The 17,896-nt window shown below is 34.3% G+C and carries 14 protein-coding genes; 13 read left to right on the top strand and 1 reads right to left on the bottom strand.

Annotated features, from left to right (window positions below):
• The first annotated feature begins 14 nt into the window (after nt 1-14).
• The 3 genes from BJG89_RS09525 (at nt 15) to pheT (ending at nt 4,549) form a co-directional block, all read left to right on the top strand.
• The gene (locus BJG89_RS09525; protein WP_096810367.1) at nt 15-755 is read left to right on the top strand and encodes a TrmH family RNA methyltransferase; all 741 of its coding nucleotides are present in this window, start codon (nt 15-17) and stop codon (nt 753-755) included.
• A 333-nt stretch (nt 756-1,088) separates the two neighbouring features.
• Nucleotides 1,089-2,147: a phenylalanine--tRNA ligase subunit alpha gene (gene pheS, locus BJG89_RS09520; protein ID WP_096810366.1), complete on the top strand. Its 1,059-nt coding sequence runs from the start codon at nt 1,089-1,091 to the stop codon at nt 2,145-2,147.
• Nucleotides 2,147-4,549: a phenylalanine--tRNA ligase subunit beta gene (pheT, locus tag BJG89_RS09515; RefSeq protein ID WP_096810365.1), complete on the top strand. Its 2,403-nt coding sequence runs from the start codon at nt 2,147-2,149 to the stop codon at nt 4,547-4,549. The genes pheS and pheT overlap by 1 nt, the downstream gene beginning before the upstream one ends.
• A gap of 87 nt (nt 4,550-4,636) precedes the next feature.
• Here pheT and rnhC read toward each other — a convergent pair whose 3' ends face one another.
• A complete protein-coding gene (gene rnhC / locus BJG89_RS09510; protein ID WP_096810364.1) occupies nt 4,637-5,575 on the bottom strand; it encodes a ribonuclease HIII in 939 nt (312 codons plus the stop codon).
• Nucleotides 5,576-5,880: 305 nt separating this feature from the next.
• On the opposite strand from rnhC, the gene zapA reads away from it, so the two are divergent.
• From zapA to racE, 10 genes are all read left to right on the top strand, one after another.
• Nucleotides 5,881-6,147 (top strand): cell division protein ZapA, encoded by a 267-nt coding sequence (gene zapA / locus BJG89_RS09505; protein WP_096810363.1) that lies wholly within the window; start codon nt 5,881-5,883, stop codon nt 6,145-6,147.
• A complete protein-coding gene (locus tag BJG89_RS09500; protein ID WP_096810362.1) occupies nt 6,147-6,668 on the top strand; it encodes a CvpA family protein in 522 nt (173 codons plus the stop codon). Before zapA ends, BJG89_RS09500 begins: the two co-directional genes overlap by 1 nt.
• 112 nt (nt 6,669-6,780) lie before the next feature.
• Nucleotides 6,781-8,493: a DNA polymerase/3'-5' exonuclease PolX gene (gene polX, locus BJG89_RS09495; protein ID WP_096810361.1), complete on the top strand. Its 1,713-nt coding sequence runs from the start codon at nt 6,781-6,783 to the stop codon at nt 8,491-8,493.
• A 9-nt stretch (nt 8,494-8,502) separates the two neighbouring features.
• Complete coding sequence (locus BJG89_RS09490) at nt 8,503-10,851, top strand: endonuclease MutS2 (protein ID WP_096810360.1); 2,349 nt, start codon at nt 8,503-8,505, stop codon at nt 10,849-10,851.
• 82 nt (nt 10,852-10,933) lie between these two features.
• Nucleotides 10,934-11,248 (top strand): thioredoxin, encoded by a 315-nt coding sequence (gene trxA / locus BJG89_RS09485; RefSeq protein WP_019469293.1) that lies wholly within the window; start codon nt 10,934-10,936, stop codon nt 11,246-11,248.
• A 229-nt stretch (nt 11,249-11,477) separates the two neighbouring features.
• On the top strand, nt 11,478-13,262 hold the full coding sequence (gene uvrC, locus BJG89_RS09480; RefSeq protein WP_096810359.1) for an excinuclease ABC subunit UvrC: 1,785 nt from the start codon (nt 11,478-11,480) through the stop codon (nt 13,260-13,262).
• A gap of 337 nt (nt 13,263-13,599) precedes the next feature.
• Nucleotides 13,600-14,211 carry a succinate dehydrogenase cytochrome b558 subunit gene (locus BJG89_RS09475; protein ID WP_096810358.1) on the top strand — a complete coding sequence of 204 codons (612 nt, stop codon included), beginning with the start codon at nt 13,600-13,602 and terminating at the stop codon, nt 14,209-14,211.
• A 40-nt stretch (nt 14,212-14,251) separates the two neighbouring features.
• On the top strand, nt 14,252-16,015 hold the full coding sequence (sdhA, locus tag BJG89_RS09470; protein WP_096810357.1) for a succinate dehydrogenase flavoprotein subunit: 1,764 nt from the start codon (nt 14,252-14,254) through the stop codon (nt 16,013-16,015).
• 2 nt (nt 16,016-16,017) lie between these two features.
• Complete coding sequence (sdhB, locus tag BJG89_RS09465; protein ID WP_096810356.1) at nt 16,018-16,830, top strand: succinate dehydrogenase iron-sulfur subunit; 813 nt, start codon at nt 16,018-16,020, stop codon at nt 16,828-16,830.
• 261 nt (nt 16,831-17,091) lie between these two features.
• The gene (gene racE, locus BJG89_RS09460) at nt 17,092-17,886 is read left to right on the top strand and encodes a glutamate racemase (protein WP_096810355.1); all 795 of its coding nucleotides are present in this window, start codon (nt 17,092-17,094) and stop codon (nt 17,884-17,886) included.
• Nucleotides 17,887-17,896: the final 10 nt, after the last annotated feature.

Below are 17,896 nucleotides of genomic sequence, written 5' to 3'. Positions count from 1 at the left end.
GAAGAGGCTATAGTATGGAAATGATAACTTCTGCACAAAACAATAAAATTAAAAGTGCAAATAAATTAAAAAAGAAACGTGAAAGAGATAAAACAGGTCAGGTGTTAATTGAAGGTGCACACCTCATTGAAGAAGCGTATAAAAGTCATTTAAAAATATTACAATTATTTGCTGTTGATATTGAAAGATTAGATGATAATTTGGTGAATTATGTTGAAGAAGTATATGAAATAAATATAAAAGTAGCGGAAGCACTTTCCGGTACAGTCACACCACAAGGATTTTTCGCAATTATAGAAAAAGCACATATTGATGTTACAGGAGCACAACAAGTGTTATTAATAGATCGTATTCAAGATCCAGGAAATATGGGGACTTTGATACGTACTGCAGACGCTGCAGGTATCGATTTAATCGTTTTAGAAAAAGGGACAGCAGACCCGTATCAAGATAAAGTATTACGGGCGAGTCAAGGCAGTGTATTCCATCTCCCAATTGTCACTGAGGATTTAAGCACATTTATCCGTAAATTTAATGGGAATGTATATGGTACTGCACTTGAAAATGCAGTTGCTTTTAATCAAATTACAAGTCAAGAAAAGTTTGCGTTACTGTTAGGAAATGAAGGAGAAGGGGTCAACCCTGAGTTATTAGATCAAACAACACAAAATTTAAACATTCCTATTTATGGCAAAGCGGAAAGCTTAAATGTCGCTATAGCCGGCAGTATATTGTTGTACCATTTGAAAGGTTGACCCTTTAGTTAGGTTTCGTATATAATAGATTTAATACTGATTAAAAATATTAACCAATAAAAAGACGTAAACTAATTTAACCCAGTTGTCTAAGGGAGATTATCCAAAGACTGAAAGATAATCCGCTGCTATTAGTTTTTTTCACCTTTTTGGTTACTTAAAGAAATTTAAGTCGGAAATCATTTCCGTTATCAATGACAACAAGTGTATGCGTATGCATAAATTTGGGTGGTACCACGGAAAGCTTTCGTCCCAGTTTCAGGGGATGAAAGCTTTTTTTATATGCGATTATCTATTGTTTTACAGTATACATTTTAAATAGGAGGCAAAATTATGACTCAAACAGAAGCAATGTCTGAGATTAAACAACAAGCATTAGTAGACATAAATGAAGCTCAAAATGAAAAAGAGTTACAAGATGTTAAAGTTAAATATTTAGGAAAAAAAGGTTCTGTCACTGGTTTGATGAAACACATGAAAGAATTGTCTAATGAAGAAAAACCAGCGTATGGTCAAAAAGTAAACGAAGTGAGACAAGCAATCGAAGGAGAAATTGAATCACGACGTGAAATTTTAGCCAACGAAAAACTAGAACAACAATTAAAAAATGAAAAAATTGATGTTACGTTACCTAGTAGAAAAATTTCAATAGGCGCTAAGCATCCTTTAACTAGAACAATTGAAGAAATTGAAGATTTATTCTTAGGTTTAGGTTATGAAATTGTAGACGGATTTGAAGTTGAAAAAGACTATTATAACTTTGAGGCGTTAAACCTGCCTAAATCACATCCAGCTAGAGACATGCAAGATAGTTTTTATATTACAGAGGATATTTTAATGAGAACGCATACGTCACCCGTACAAGCGAGAACAATGGAACAACGAAATGGACAAGGACCAGTTAAAATATTATGCCCTGGTAAAGTTTATCGACGAGATTCTGACGACGCAACACACAGTCATCAATTTACTCAAATTGAAGGTCTTGTGGTAGATGAAAATATTCAAATGAGCGATTTAAAAGGGACTTTAGAATTGTTGGCTAAACAATTATTTGGCGAAGACAGAGAAATTAGACTCCGTCCAAGTTATTTCCCTTTTACAGAACCTTCAGTCGAAGTCGACGTATCTTGCTTTAAGTGTAAAGGTGAAGGTTGTAATGTGTGCAAACATACAGGTTGGATTGAAATTCTAGGTGCTGGAATGGTACATCCTAACGTGCTTGAAATGGCTGGATTCGATGCCTCTAAATATACAGGGTTTGCTTTTGGTATGGGGCCAGATAGAATCGCAATGTTAAAATATGGCATTGAAGATATCCGCCATTTCTATACGAATGATGTCCGTTTCTTAAATCAATTTAAAGCAGTAGAAGATAGAGGTGAAGCATAATGTTTATTTCAAAAGAATGGTTAGAGACATTTGTAGAAATTAATCAACCTGTCAATGTGCTTGCAGAAAGAATTACGCGCACAGGTATCGAAGTTGATGATATTATTGATTATACAAAAGATATTAAAAATTTAGTGGTAGGGCATATCCAAACGAAAGCACCTCATCCAGATGCTGATAAACTCAGTTTATGTCAAGTTGATATTGGTGAAGCAGAACCAGTACAAATTGTTTGTGGTGCACCTAATGTTGATGCTGGACAAACAGTCATTGTAGCTACTGTAGGTGGACGTTTACCTGGCGGTGTAAAAATAAAGAGAGCGAAACTACGTGGTGAACGTTCTGAAGGCATGATTTGTTCATTACAAGAAATTGGTATTTCAAGTAACCTTGTGCCTAAACAATTTGAAGAAGGTATCTATAATTTTACATCAGATATCAAACCAGGTACAAATGCATTGAAAGCTTTATACTTAGATGATCAGGTCATGGAGTTTGATTTAACGCCAAATAGAGCAGATGCTTTAAGTATGGTGGGTACGGCTTATGAAACAGCAGCGCTTTATAATGTACCAATGATTAGACCAGAGACACAAAGTCAAGAATCTACAAAACAAGCTACTGATGAAATGCGTATTAGTGTTCAAAATAAAGATAAAGTACCATATTATAGTGCTAGAATAGTGAACGATGTGAAAATACAACCCTCACCTGAATGGATACAAATGAGATTGATTAAAGCAGGTATTCGCCCGATTAATAATGTTGTAGATATTTCAAACTATGTGTTATTAGAATATGGTCAACCACTTCATATGTTTGACCAAGACCAAATCAGATCTAAACATATCGAAGTTCGTCAAGCGACAACAGGCGAAAAAATGACTACATTAGACAATCAAGAAAGAGCCTTAAAAGATAGCGATATTGTCATTACTAACGGGGATACACCAATTGCTATTGGCGGCGTTATGGGTGGAGACTTCTCAGAAGTAACCGAAAGTACAACAAATGTTGTTATAGAGGGTGCCATTTTTGATTCAGTTTCAATCAGACATACATCAAGACGCTTGAATTTAAGGAGCGAAGCTTCAAGTCGTTTTGAAAAAGGTATTGCAACTGAATTTGTAGACGAAGCTGTCGATAGAGCTTGTTATTTATTACAGCAATACGCAGAGGGAACAGTGCTTCAAGGCCGCGTTGCTGAAGGCCAACTAGGCCAATTTGTTACACCAGTGAATATTACTGTGGAAAATGTTAACGAAACAATTGGTTTTAACTTATCAGCAGAAGAGATTGAAGCTGTCTTTGTTCGATTAGGCTTCGAGACGACTAGGGAAGGTAATTCACTTACTGTTATGGTGCCGTCGCGCCGTAAAGATATTACCATTAAAGAAGACCTTATAGAAGAAATTGCACGTATTTATGGTTACGACGAAATACCATCAACATTGCCTGTATTTAAACAAGTCACACCGGGCACATTAACGGATAGACAAGCAAAAACACGTGTTGTTAAAGCGACGCTAGAAGGCGCTGGATTAAACCAAGCGATTAATTATTCCCTTGTCGATAAAACACGCGCAACTGATTTTGCTTTGCAAGACCGTTCAACGATATCATTGTTGATGCCTATGAGCGAAGCACACTCTACTTTAAGACAAAGTTTAATCCCGCATCTAATTGATGATGTATCTTACAATGTTGCACGTAGTAATCATCATGTAGCATTGTACGAGTTAGGGCGTGTATTCTTTGGCAATGAAGAGAATCAATTACCAGATGAGGTTGAATATTTGAGTGGTATTTTAACAGGGGACTATACTGTAAATACATGGCAAAATAAAAAAGAAGAAATAGATTTCTTTGTAACCAAAGGTATTGTCGATCGTATTGCAGAAATATTAGATATTCAATTTGAATATGAAGCCGGCGAAATAGATGGTTTACATCCAGGCAGAACGGCATGGGTTAAATTAAATGAGGAAATAGTTGGTTTTGTTGGAGAATTACATCCACAAACTGAAAATAACTATGATTTAAAACGTACTTACGTTTTTGAGTTGAATTATGATAAATTAATGTCAGTATCTGTAGGTTATATTAATTATGAACCAATTCCAAGATTCCCAGGCGTATCAAGAGATATTGCACTGGTAATTAATCGAGCAACGCCATCCGCTGAAATTGTAAAAATCATTCAAAATTATGGCGGAGATATTTTACAACATGCTGAAGTATTTGATGTATACGAAGGTGAACATGTTGCAGAAGATGAAAAATCAATTGCTATTCGTCTAGCATATTTAGATATGCACCAAACGCTTACGGATGATAAAGTGAACGGAGTGCATAACCGTATTTTAGAAGCTTTACAAGCAGAAGGCGCGACAATCAGATAATAAAAATAAACCTTGAATTGTAGCTTTATTAGCCTACAGTTCAAGGTTTTAATTTATGTATTAAGCATAACTGTTTTAAGTGCAAATTCAGCGATGTTTTTGGTTTACTAAATTGATAGCTTTATTTCTATTAGCAAAATGTTTTTTCGTGATTGTATCTAAATAGTCAATGCCATTTTTTTCAATGATTTTTGCTGCTGCTAAATCTACTTTATTACTAGCTCCTTTAGGTAAATCAGTTTTTGCATTTTTTGATAAATGGTCCATATTTTTTACAAATGCATAACGAGAAATAATACTGGCTGCTGCAATTGCAATTGATTTTGATTCACCCTTAGTTTCAAATTTCGTCTTATTTTCGAAAGGCATTTGACTAAGTGCATACCTTTTATAAACACCGGGCTCTGCAAACTGATCGATAACGATGTAGTCAAATTCTTCTTGATCGATTTTATCAACGACATTCTTAATCGCTTCATTATGTAAAACAGCTTTCATTTTAACCTGAGACCAACCAGACTTTTGCTTTTCATTGTATTTTTCATTATACATTGTTAGTAAAGAGTGCGGAATAAACGTTATAATCTGTTCAGCAAGCTCAACAATTTTTGAATCAGTAAGCCGTTTGGAATCATCTACGCCAAGCGTTTTTAAGATTTGCGTATGCTTATTAGATACATAGGCGGCGCATACCGTAAGGGGACCAAAATAATCACCACTACCTGCTTCATCGCTCCCTATACATTGAAATTGGTTATAATATATGTGTTGCTTAGCTTGTTTGATTTTGGAGGTTTTTGTATTATTTTGAGTAGCCGTAGATTTAGATGGTAGTAAAGTATTGGCTACAGCTTCTGCGTTTTTCCCTTGAAACATTATCTTATTTGAATTATAGATCGTGATGGAAGTATTTTGATATTTTGTACGTGCTTTCATACCTTGTGAAAGATTAGATGTATCAAAACGTATTTTAGTCATTAATTCTTGGATTTCTTGATTTGTTAATTTATGTACTACATTCGTCATTGAGTGACCTCGCTTTGTTCATATTACTTATTTTAAAATGAGACAATGCATATCATATCATAATTTTTAATATTTGAATGTTTTATGTTATAAGTAGCAATATAGCTTGAATTAAAAGGTGTTAAAGTTAAATATATGTAATTATTAAATAATTCAAATATAACAAATCACACCTCTTACAAAAAAATATTTTGTCGTGTATAATAGTTCGTGATAAATATTATAAATTACGAACATATAAATATAAATAAAGGTATATAACAGCAAGATTGGAAATATATATTTTTAAAGTCAGGAGTTATTATATGGGTGAGTTTAAAAACCGGATTAACGTAACTATCAATGATCAACATTATACAATCGTAGGAGAGGATAATCCAGAGCATATCCGTTATGTAGCACACTTAGTAGATGAAAGACTCAAAGAACTTGCGAGTAAGAGTGCTGGACTAGATACTACAAGAAAAGCAATCCTTACCGCTGTTAATATTATGCATGAAAAAGTGCAAGTAGAAGAGGAAAATGAACGTTTGCGACAAGAAATAAACCAGTTAAAAAATAGTGAAGACTAATGATAATTGATATACTAGTTGTTCTTCTCTTCATATATATTGGTATGATTGGATTTAGAAGAGGGCTTTGGTTAACAACTTTACATTTAGGCACTACAATGTTTGCTTTATGGTTAGCTCAACGTTATTATAGGCATGTTGCACAACGCTTAGAACTATTTGTACCTTATTCTAAAACGCGCGCTTATGATTTGGATTTTGCATTTCAATTCGCTAATCTGCAGCAACGATTTGAGCACGTGGTTGCTTTTGTAATTATTGCAACCCTTACGAAAGCTATATGTTATGGTGTTGTTGTACTATTTGATAACATTGTTCAACAAAGCTGGCCGAATATGATAAGCAGGGTATCTGGAATGGTATTGAGTTTGATTTCATCGTCAATTATTAGTGCTATTTTGTTATATGGTATAGCCATATATCCTAATGGCTTAATCCAACAACAACTATCTTATTCAATCATAACAGAATACATATTATTACATATTCCGTTTATCTCAACTTTTATCACACAACTTTAAATATATTCGTGTGGAATACAGTGATTTTAAAAACTAGGAGGTCAAGACATAACTGATATACCGAAATAACTAGGGTATGTTGTCTTGGTCTTTTTTTATGGAGTGAAACTTAATGACAAAAAAAGAAATTGTTCAATTATTAGAAAAAATAGCTGTATATATGGAAATCAAAGGTGAAAATACTTTTAAAGTTTCAGCTTATAGAAAAGCAGCTCAGAGTTTAGAAATCGACGAACGCCCTTTGGATCAAATTGAAGATGTCACTGAATTAAAAGGAATTGGTAAAGGTGTTGGTGAAGTGATCAATGAATACCTTGTAAACGGTCATTCGACAACATTAGCAGCTTTACAAGAAGAAGTGCCAGAAGGACTTATACCTTTACTAAAAATTCAAGGACTTGGTAGTAAGAAAATAGCTAAACTATATAAAGAACTTAATATAGATGGAAAAGAAGCTTTGCAACAAGCATGCGAAGAAGGAAAAGTAAGTGAACTAAATGGTTTCGCTAAGAAAACGGAACAGAATATACTTGAAGCAGTGAAAGCATTGGGCGCGAAAAAAGAACATTATCCTATTGATCAAATGAGAGGTTTAAATATAGACATTGACGACTATTTAGCGACAGTTGAAGCCATAGAAAAATACGAAGTTGCAGGCAGCTTTCGTCGCTTTAAAGAAGTGAGTAAAGATTTAGATTATATTATAAGTACAAAACAACCAACGGAAGTACAGCAAGCATTATTGAACATTCCAAACAAGGTGAAAGAAATTGCAGTTGGTTCTACAAAAGTTTCATTAGAATTAGCCTATGATGATGAAACGATAGGTGTAGATTTCCGATTGATTGAACCTTCAGCGTTTTATCATACGCTACAGCATTTCACTGGTTCGAAAGATCATAATATTCGCATCCGCCAATTAGCAAAAGAACAAGATGAAAAAGTAAGTGAATATGGTATAGAAAAAGCCGATGGTTCATTACTCCAATACCATAGTGAAAAAGAAATCTATGAACACTTTGGTGTGAATTGGATCGAACCAGCGATACGTGAAGATGGAAGCGAGTTTGATAAAGATTTATCTAACATTGTCACTTTAAATGATATCAACGGTGATATTCATATGCATACAACATATAGTGATGGTGCTTTTAGCATTGAAGATATGATTGAAGCAAATATTGCTAAAGGTTATCAATTTATGGTTATTACTGATCACTCTCAAAGTTTAAAAGTGGCAAACGGTCTCTCTGTAGAACGTTTATTACGCCAGAATGAAGCGATTAAAGCTTTAAATAAAAAATACGATGAAATTGATATATATTCAGGCATTGAAATGGACATATTACCTAATGGTCAATTAGACTATAGTGATGAAATCTTAGCACAATTAGATTACGTTATTGCAGCAATACATCAAAGTTTTAATCAATCGCAAGATGAAATTATGTATAGATTGGAACAAGCATGTCGGAATCCCTATATAAGACATATTGCGCACCCTACAGGACGTATTATAGGTAAACGACCAGGATATGAACCAGATATTGATAAATTATGTAAAATTGCTGAAGAAACAAATACGATTTTAGAAATCAATGCAAATCCAAAACGCTTAGATTTAAACGCGGAAATAGTTAAAAAGCATCCAAACGTTAAATTGACGATTAACACAGATGCGCATCATGTCGATCATTTAGAATTTATGAAATATGGTGTGGCTACTGCACAAAAAGGATTTGTTAAAAAAGATAGCGTAATTAATACGATGGATCGAGAGGCTTTTAAAGCGTTTATCGAAAACAATATTAAATTGAAGAAATAGAGGGATTATATGAGACAGAAATCATTAAATGTCTTAGAATTCGATAAAATTAAATCACTCGTTGAAAAAGAAACAATGAGTGATTTAGGTAAAGAAAAAGTAGTTGGAATGGTGCCAGCAACTGATATAGAAACTGTAGAATTTCAAATTAATGAAACAGATGAAATTGCTCAAATTTATAATAAATATAGATTGCCGAGTTTGAGTGGTCTATCAGCGGTATCTGCACTCATCCATAGAGCAACAATTGGTGGCGTATTAAGTGTTAAAGAGCTCAATGCAATTAAACGCTTAATACAAATTCAAAACCAATATAAAACATTTTATAATAACTTGTTGGAAGAAGAAGAGGAAGTGAATTATACTATCCTCCACGATAGAATGGAACAATTACCTGTACTTTCAGGTTTATATCAAAATATTCACCAAAAATGTGATGCAAATGATCTATTTGACAATGCAAGTTATGAATTACAAGGTATTCGCAGTAAAATATCTGGAACAACGCAACGTATAAAACAAAATTTAGATGAAATTGTTAAGAGCCAAGCGAATCAGAAAAAATTGTCTGATGCTATTATCACAGTTCGTAATGAACGTAACGTTATTCCAGTCAAAGCTGAATACCGTCAAGATTTTAACGGCATTGTGCATGACCAATCCGCATCCGGTCAAACACTTTATATTGAACCATCTTCTATTGTTGAAATGAATAACCAAATTAGCCGACTACGCAATGATGAAGCAGTAGAAAGTGAACGTATTTTAACTGAACTAACCGGCTATGTGGCTGCAGAAGCAGATGCATGCTTAATTTCAGAATCTATAATGGGCCAGATAGATTTTTTAACTGCTAAAGCACGTTATGCACGTTCGTTCAAAGGCACAAAGCCTGAATTTACAAGTGAACGCACAGTTTATCTACCAAAAGCATTCCATCCTTTATTAGATCAAGATACAGTTGTAGCGAATACGATAGAATTCGCAGAAGATATTGAAACGGTGATTATTACTGGGCCGAATACAGGTGGTAAAACCGTAACACTTAAAACACTAGGACTCATTATTCTTATGGCACAATCCGGTATGCTGATTCCTACATTAGATGGCAGTAAACTGAGCATCTTCGAGAATGTTTATTGTGATATCGGGGATGAACAATCTATTGAACAATCACTATCAACATTTTCTTCTCATATGAAAAATATTGTTGAAATATTACAAAATACAACTAAGCACAGTTTGATTTTATTTGATGAACTTGGCGCTGGCACAGATCCTAGTGAAGGTGCTGCATTAGCAATGAGTATTTTAGATTATGTACATGACATTGGTTCTCTCGTCATGGCAACTACACACTATCCTGAACTTAAAGCTTACAGTTATAACAGAACTGGTGTGATGAATGCGAGTGTTGAATTTGACATTAATACATTGAGCCCGACGTATAAATTGTTAATGGGCGTGCCAGGGCGTTCAAATGCTTTTGACATTTCTAAAAAATTAGGCTTAAATATGAAAGTAATTCAAAAAGCGAAATCAATGATTGGTCAAGACGAACAAGAAATAAATGAAATGATCGCGTCATTAGAAAAAAATTCTAAACGTGTAGATGAACAACGTATTGAATTAGATAGATTGCTACGTGAAGCACAAGAGACACATGATAATCTTGAGAAACAATACGAACAGTATCAAAATCATGAGAAACAATTAATGAGCGAAGCTAAAGAAAAAGCAAATCAACGGGTGAAAGCTGCAACTAAAGAAGCTGAGGATATTATTAAAGAATTACGTGAACTTAGAGACAAAAAAGGTGCAGATGTAAAAGAGCATGAACTCATTAATAAAAAGAAACAGCTTGACGATCAGTATGAAGCGAAATCATTAAAACAAAATATACAAAAGAAAAAATGGGATGAAATTAAAGTCGGCGATGAAGTGAAAGTGCTAAGTTATGGGCAAAAAGGCGAGATTTTAGAATTATTGGACGAAAATGAAGCAGTCGTCCAAATGGGTATTATTAAAATGAAGCTGCCAATCAGTGACTTAGAAAAAACGAAAAAAACGAAAGAAACGCCTACTAAAATGGTTAAGCGTGAAAATCGCCAAAGCATAAAGATGGAACTGGATTTACGCGGTTATCGTTATGATGAAGCGATGGTCGCAGTTGATCAATATTTAGACCAAGCTGTGTTGAGTAACTATGAGCAAGTTTACATTATTCACGGTAAAGGAACAGGCGCATTGCAAAAAGGTGTGCAAAAACATTTAAAACGACATAAAAATGTGTCATCATATAGGAACGGTATGCCAAGTGAAGGCGGATTTGGCGTGACCGTTGTAGAATTAAAATAAATGTGAGCAAGAGATATGCAGAATTATAAAAACTCTGTTATAATTTCTTCATCATTTGATAATTTAAGGAGGATTGGCAGTTATGGCAATCGTAAAAGTAACAGATTCAAACTTTGATGAAAATATTCAATCAGGTGTCAATTTAGTAGATTTTTGGGCAACTTGGTGTGGACCATGTAAGATGATTGCTCCAGTATTAGAAGAATTAGCTGGTGATTATGATGGAAAAGCTAATATTTTAAAACTTGATGTAGATGAAAATCCATCAACAGCTGCTAAATTTGAAGTAATGAGTATCCCAACTTTAATCTTATTTAAAGATGGAGAACCTGTTGATAAAGTTGTAGGTTTCCAACCTAAAGAAAACTTAGCAGAAGTAATCGAAAAACACTTATAGAAACAACCAAGCTGGGACATTAATTAATTTAATGTCTCAGCTTTTAAATTTGTAAATAAAACGAATACTTTGGTTTAATTATAAATAATGTTTTATAATAACAATTAGCATTTTAATCTTACAAAGAAGGATAAAAATGAAGTACAACTTATTTTCAGTGTAAGTTTATATATATACATTTACTTTTCAATAAAGAATATAGAAATTTGATAGAAAGGAGGAAAATGAAATGGAAGCATATCAAGAAGATATTAAGCAAAAATTGACTGTAGTACCTACTGAACCAGGCTGTTATTTAATGAAAGATCGCAATGATCAAATTATATATGTAGGTAAGGCAAAAAAGTTAAGAAACAGATTAAGGTCTTATTTTACTGGTGCACATGATGCTAAAACAACAAGGCTCGTTTCAGAAATTAGAAATTTTGAATTTATTGTAACATCAAGTGAGACTGAATCTTTATTGTTAGAACTTAACTTGATTAAACAATATCAACCTAGGTATAACATTTTATTAAAAGACGATAAAAGTTATCCCTTTATCAAAATTACAAAAGAAAAATATCCTCGGCTTCTTGTGACACGCACGGTAAAAAAGGGGACTGGAAAATATTTTGGACCGTACCCTAATGCGTATTCGGCTCAAGAAACGAAAAAACTACTCGATAGAATTTATCCATTTAGGAAATGTGATAAAATGCCAGATAAATTGTGCTTATATTACCATATTGGGCAGTGCTTAGGGCCGTGTGTCTATCCAGTAGATTTAAATAAATACGCTGAAATGACAAAAGAAATTTCTGATTTTTTAAATGGAGAAGATAAGACTATACTGAATAATTTAGAACAAAAAATGGGCGAAGCAAGTGAAGCACTAGATTTTGAAAGAGCGAAAGAATATAGAGATTTGATTCAACACATTCATAATTTAACTAAAAAACAAAAAATTACAACTTCTGATAATACTATTAGAGATGTTTTTGGTTACACTGTTTCAAAAGGCTGGATGTGTGTTCAAGTGTTCTTCATTAGGCAAGGAAACATGATTAAACGAGACGCTACAATGATTCCTTTGCAACAAACAGAAGAAGAAGAATTTTATACCTTTATAGGTCAATTTTATGACTTGAACCAACATATATTACCTAAAGAAGTGCATATCCCTAAAAATTTAAATAAAGAAATTATTCAATCAGTGGTCGACACTAAAATTGTGCAGCCAATTAAAGGTAAGAAAAAAGAATTGATAGACTTAGCCAATCATAATGCAGAAGTGACATTAGATAATAAATTTGAATTAATTGCTAAAGATGAGTCACGTACAGTTAAAGCGATTGAAGAGTTGGGAGATTGCATGGGTATACAGACGCCCATACGAATTGAAGCTTTTGATAATTCAAATATTCAAGGCGTGCATCCTGTTTCAGCCATGGTTTCATTTATTGATGGCAAACCTAATAAAAAAGGCTACCGCAAATATAAGATTAAAACAGTAGATGGTCCAGATGATTATAAATCTATGAGAGAAGTTGTGAGAAGACGTTATACGCGGGTGCTGAATGAAGGCTCACCTTTACCTGATTTAATTATTGTAGATGGTGGTAAAGGTCACATGACCGGCGTCATTGATGTACTTGAAAATGAATTAGGACTAGACATTCCAGTAGCTGGCTTACGTAAAAATGATAAGCATCAAACATCAGAAATTTTATACGGGGAAAGTGCGGAAGTGGTTCCTCTGAAAAAGAATAGCCAAGCTTTTTACTTATTACAAAGAATTCAAGATGAAGTTCATAGATTCGCAATTACATTTCACAGACAAACACGTCAGAAGACAGGTTTACAATCAGTATTGGATACTGTAGACGGTATCGGTTCTAAAAGAAAAACAAAATTATTGCGTACTTTCGGTTCAATCAAGAAAATGAAAGAAGCAAGCGTTGAAGAATTAAAATCAGCGGGGTTACCTCAAAATGTTGCTGAGAATCTTCATCAGGCGTTATACAACAAGTAAGAAAAAAAGATTAGGGGATGAGAATCATTCTCATGCCCAAAATCTTACTAATTAGTGTTACAATAGCAAATAACAGGGATTCTTTTTTTAAAAGTATATGGAAGCGTTTTCTAATTGAGAAAAATTATCACTTAAATCTAAGTTGTTAAACAACTGTCAAAACCAACTAGGGGTAATACTTCAATGTTTAACAAAAGTATGTTGCACTTTACATTGCTATAAATATAAAGCGATATTATAAAATGTTGTAGCTTAGTTTTAGTTGATAAGTGTCATCGCTTCTTTACTTTAATGAAAGATACCAAAAAATTAATTGTTTCACAGGGGGGACTTCCTTTTGGCATACTCGAAAAATCAATTCTATTTAAGACGCTTACATTCTTTACTAGGCGTGATACCGATAGGCGGATTCTTATTAATCCATTTGCTCGTTAACCACCAAGCAACGAAAGGTGTTGAGGCGTTTAACAAAGCAGCTGGATTTATGGAATCACTGCCATTTTTGATTGCATTGGAGTTTATCTTTATTTATATTCCAATTTTTTATCATGCGGTATATGGTGTACATATTGCCTTTACGGCAAAGGAAAACGTAGGACATTATTCCCAATTTAGAAATTGGATGTTCTTATTACAGCGTGTCACAGGTGTTATTACGTTTGTTTTTGTTGCGATTCATTTGTGGCAAACACGTATTCAACGTGCATTAGGTGATGAAGTGAATTTTGATATGGTACATGACATTGTATCAAATACAGGTTGGTTAATTTTCTATATCATCTGTTTACTAGCTGTAACATTCCACTTTGCTAATGGCTTATGGTCGTTCTTAGTAACTTGGGGCGTTTTACAATCAAAAAGATCACAACAAATTTTTACATGGGTATCACTTATTGTATTTATCGTAGTTTCATATATTGGATTAAGTGCTATTCTTGCGTTCGTATAATTTAAAAATGTTTCAGATATATTTAGGGGAGTGACTATTTATGGCAGAGAAAAAAATTATTGTTGTCGGTGGAGGACTTGCCGGTCTGATGGCAACAATTAAAGCAGCGGAACAAGGCGCTCATGTAGACTTGTTCTCATTAGTTCCTGTTAAACGTTCACACTCTGTATGTGCCCAAGGCGGTATAAACGGAGCGGTAAATACGAAAGGTGAAGGTGACTCACCTGCGGTCCACTTTGATGACACAGTTTATGGTGGCGATTTCTTAGCTAACCAGCCACCCGTAAAAGCAATGGCAGAAGAAGCGCCTAAAATTATTCATTTACTGGACCGTATGGGCGTAATGTTTAATAGAACAAGTGAAGGACTTTTAGATTTCCGACGTTTTGGTGGTACGATGTATCATAGAACAGCTTATGCTGGAGCGACAACTGGACAACAATTAATGTATGCCCTAGATGAACAAGTTCGTAGTTTCGAAGTAGATGGTTTAGTAACAAAATATGAAGGTTGGGAATTCTTAGGCATTGTCAAAGATGATGACAACATGGCTAGAGGGATTGTAGCACAAGATATGACTAGCGCAGAAATTCAATCTTTTGGATCAGATGCGGTTATCATGGCAACTGGTGGCCCTGGCATTATTTTTGGTAAAACAACGAATTCAATGATTAATACAGGCTCTGCAGCTTCAATCGTATACCAACAAGGAGCGATGTATGCGAATGGAGAATTCATTCAAATTCATCCAACAGCTATCCCTGGAGACGATAAATTACGATTAATGAGTGAATCTGCCCGTGGTGAAGGTGGTCGAATTTGGACATATAAGGATGGTAAACCATGGTATTTCTTAGAAGAAAAATACCCGGATTACGGTAACTTAGTACCGCGTGATATTGCAACGCGTGAAATCTTTGATGTATGTGTAAACCAAAAACTAGGTATTAACGGTGAAAACATGGTATATCTAGACCTTTCACATAAAGACCCACATGAATTAGATGTAAAATTAGGTGGTATCATTGAAATTTATGAAAAATTCACTGGTGATGATCCACGTAAAGTACCAATGAAAATCTTCCCAGCGGTACACTATTCAATGGGTGGCCTATACGTAGACTATGACCAAATGACGAATATTAAAGGCTTATTTGCAGCTGGTGAATGTGATTTTTCACAACACGGCGGTAATCGTTTAGGTGCTAACTCATTGTTATCGGCAATCTATGGCGGTACAGTTGCAGGACCGAACGCGATCAAATATATCTCAAATATTGAAAATTCTTATACAGATTTAGATGATAGCATTTATGAAAAACGTGTCAAAGAAGAGCAAGAAAAATTCGATAATCTATTAAAAATGAACGGTACAGAAAACGCGTATAAACTTCATAGAGAACTTGGTGAAGTAATGACAGCAAATGTAACGGTTGTACGAGAAAATAAATCACTATTAGAAACAGACAAGAAAATCGTAGAATTGATGGAGCGCTATCAAAATATTGACATTGAAGATACGCAAACATGGAGTAACCAAGCAGTATTCTTCACACGTCAATTATGGAATATGTTAGTTCTAGCACGTGTTATCACAATCGGTGCTTATAACCGAAATGAGTCTCGTGGGGCACATTACAAACCAGAATTCCCTGAGAGAAACGACGAAGAATGGTTGAAAACAACTTTAGCATCATATCAAGGAAAAACAGAAGCGCCTAAATTTACATACGAACCAGTCGATGTAAGTTTAATCCCACCTCGTAAACGTGACTATACAAGTAGTGCTAAAGGAGGTAAATAATTATGGCAGATACTAAAGAAGTAAATGAAGCGCAAGCACAAGACGAACAACAAAGCCAAAAAACGATTAAATTAATTATTAAACGTCAAGATGACGCAGAATCAAATCCTTATGAGGAAGAATTTGAAATACCTTATAAAGAGAATTTAAATGTCATCGCTTGTTTAATGGAAATTAGACGTAACCCAATTAATAGCAAGGGTGAAAAAACAACACCTGTCATTTGGGATATGAACTGTTTAGAAGAAGTCTGTGGCGCTTGTTCGATGGTTATCAATGGTAAATCAAGACAATCTTGTACGGCAATCATTGACCAATTAGAACAACCAATTAAATTAGAGCCAATGAGCACCTTCCCAGTTATCCGTGACTTGCAAGTTGATCGTAGTAGAATGTTTGATAACTTGAAACGTATGAAAGCATGGGTGCCGATTGACGGTACGTATGACCTTGGTCCTGGACCACGTATGCCTGAGAAAAAACGACAAACTGCATATGAGTTATCAAAATGTATGACGTGTGGTGTGTGTTTAGAAGTTTGTCCAAACGTTACAAGAGATAATGATTTTATAGGCGCACAAGCCATTTCACAAGTTAGATTATTTAACTTACACCCAACAGGCTCAATGACTAAGGATGAGCGTTTAAATGCGTTGATGGGCGTAGGTGGCTTACAAGAATGTGGTAACTCTCAAAACTGTGTTAATGCATGTCCAAAAGGTATTCCACTAACGACATCTATAGCAGCATTAAACAGAGAAACTTCTTTCCACATGTTTAAATCATTCTTTGGTTCAGATCATCAAGTAAATTAATTAAATATTATAAATTAACAAAGAGTCTGGGATATAAATATCTCAGGCTTTTCTATATTGTGGTAGTGGGTGTCTGTGTGAAAAAGCGGTTATTCAAGTGTTTAAAAACTGCTTTATCTAATGGCTCATTTATTCTGAAACATAGCTATTTATTATGTTTTTAAGCGATATATTTATTATATTTTAGGTCTTGTAAAATGATTTTGAAAACGTGGCTGTGCTACAATAAAAGACAAGTAAACATGTAAGGATGAACAAAATATGGAGAAACCAATTGGAGTCATTGACTCTGGCGTTGGTGGCTTAACAGTAGCAAAAGAAATTATGCGCCAATTGCCAAATGAAACAATCTACTATTTAGGAGATATTAAACGATGTCCCTATGGACCTAGAGAAGGTTCAGAAGTTAGACAATTCACAACTGAATTAGCTGAAAAACTAATGGCTTTTGATATTAAAATGTTAGTTATTGCGTGTAATACCGCAACAGCAGTAGCTTTGAAACATCTGCAGAGCTTATTTGCTATACCTGTTATTGGCGTCATTGAGCCAGGCGCTAGAACAGCAATTATGACTACTAAAAATCAAAATGTTTTAATTTTAGGAACAGAAGGTACTATTAAATCGGAGGCTTATAGACACCATATTAAGAAGATAAATCCGAATGTAGAAGTGTCAGGCGTAGCTTGTCCAGGTTTTGTGCCTCTTGTTGAACAAATGAGGTATAAAGATCCGACAATTACTAGCATAGTGATTCATCAAACATTAAAACAATGGAGAAATAGTAAAGCAGATACTGTTATTTTAGGCTGCACACATTACCCATTGTTGTATCAACCAATAAACGATTATTTTGGGGGAGAAAAAATTGTTATTTCTTCAGGTTTAGAAACTGCTAGAGAAGTAAGCGCATTATTAACTTTTAGCAATGAACATGCTGGCTATAAAAGCCAACCTAAACATAGATTTTTTGCTACCGGAGAAACTGAACATATCGAACGTATTATTGAAGAATGGTTAAATATGAAAACAACAGTTGAAAAAATCGAAGTTTAAAGTGAGGAGA

This window comes from Staphylococcus nepalensis (assembly GCF_002442935.1).
Taxonomy (GTDB): Bacteria; Bacillota; Bacilli; order Staphylococcales; family Staphylococcaceae; genus Staphylococcus; species Staphylococcus nepalensis.
Note: the sequence above shows the minus strand (reverse complement) of the source record. Positions and strands in the feature narration are given on the sequence as shown.

Coding starts and splice junctions, on each gene's coding strand:
- BJG89_RS09525 (WP_096810367.1), top strand. CDS start 15: ATGGAAATGATAACTTCTGCACAAAACAATAAAATTAAAAGTGCAAAT.
- pheS (WP_096810366.1), top strand. CDS start 1,089: ATGACTCAAACAGAAGCAATGTCTGAGATTAAACAACAAGCATTAGTA.
- pheT (WP_096810365.1), top strand. CDS start 2,147: ATGTTTATTTCAAAAGAATGGTTAGAGACATTTGTAGAAATTAATCAA.
- rnhC (WP_096810364.1), bottom strand. CDS start 5,575: ATGACGAATGTAGTACATAAATTAACAAATCAAGAAATCCAAGAATTA.
- zapA (WP_096810363.1), top strand. CDS start 5,881: ATGGGTGAGTTTAAAAACCGGATTAACGTAACTATCAATGATCAACAT.
- BJG89_RS09500 (WP_096810362.1), top strand. CDS start 6,147: ATGATAATTGATATACTAGTTGTTCTTCTCTTCATATATATTGGTATG.
- polX (WP_096810361.1), top strand. CDS start 6,781: ATGACAAAAAAAGAAATTGTTCAATTATTAGAAAAAATAGCTGTATAT.
- BJG89_RS09490 (WP_096810360.1), top strand. CDS start 8,503: ATGAGACAGAAATCATTAAATGTCTTAGAATTCGATAAAATTAAATCA.
- trxA (WP_019469293.1), top strand. CDS start 10,934: ATGGCAATCGTAAAAGTAACAGATTCAAACTTTGATGAAAATATTCAA.
- uvrC (WP_096810359.1), top strand. CDS start 11,478: ATGGAAGCATATCAAGAAGATATTAAGCAAAAATTGACTGTAGTACCT.
- sdhA (WP_096810357.1), top strand. CDS start 14,252: ATGGCAGAGAAAAAAATTATTGTTGTCGGTGGAGGACTTGCCGGTCTG.
- sdhB (WP_096810356.1), top strand. CDS start 16,018: ATGGCAGATACTAAAGAAGTAAATGAAGCGCAAGCACAAGACGAACAA.
- racE (WP_096810355.1), top strand. CDS start 17,092: ATGGAGAAACCAATTGGAGTCATTGACTCTGGCGTTGGTGGCTTAACA.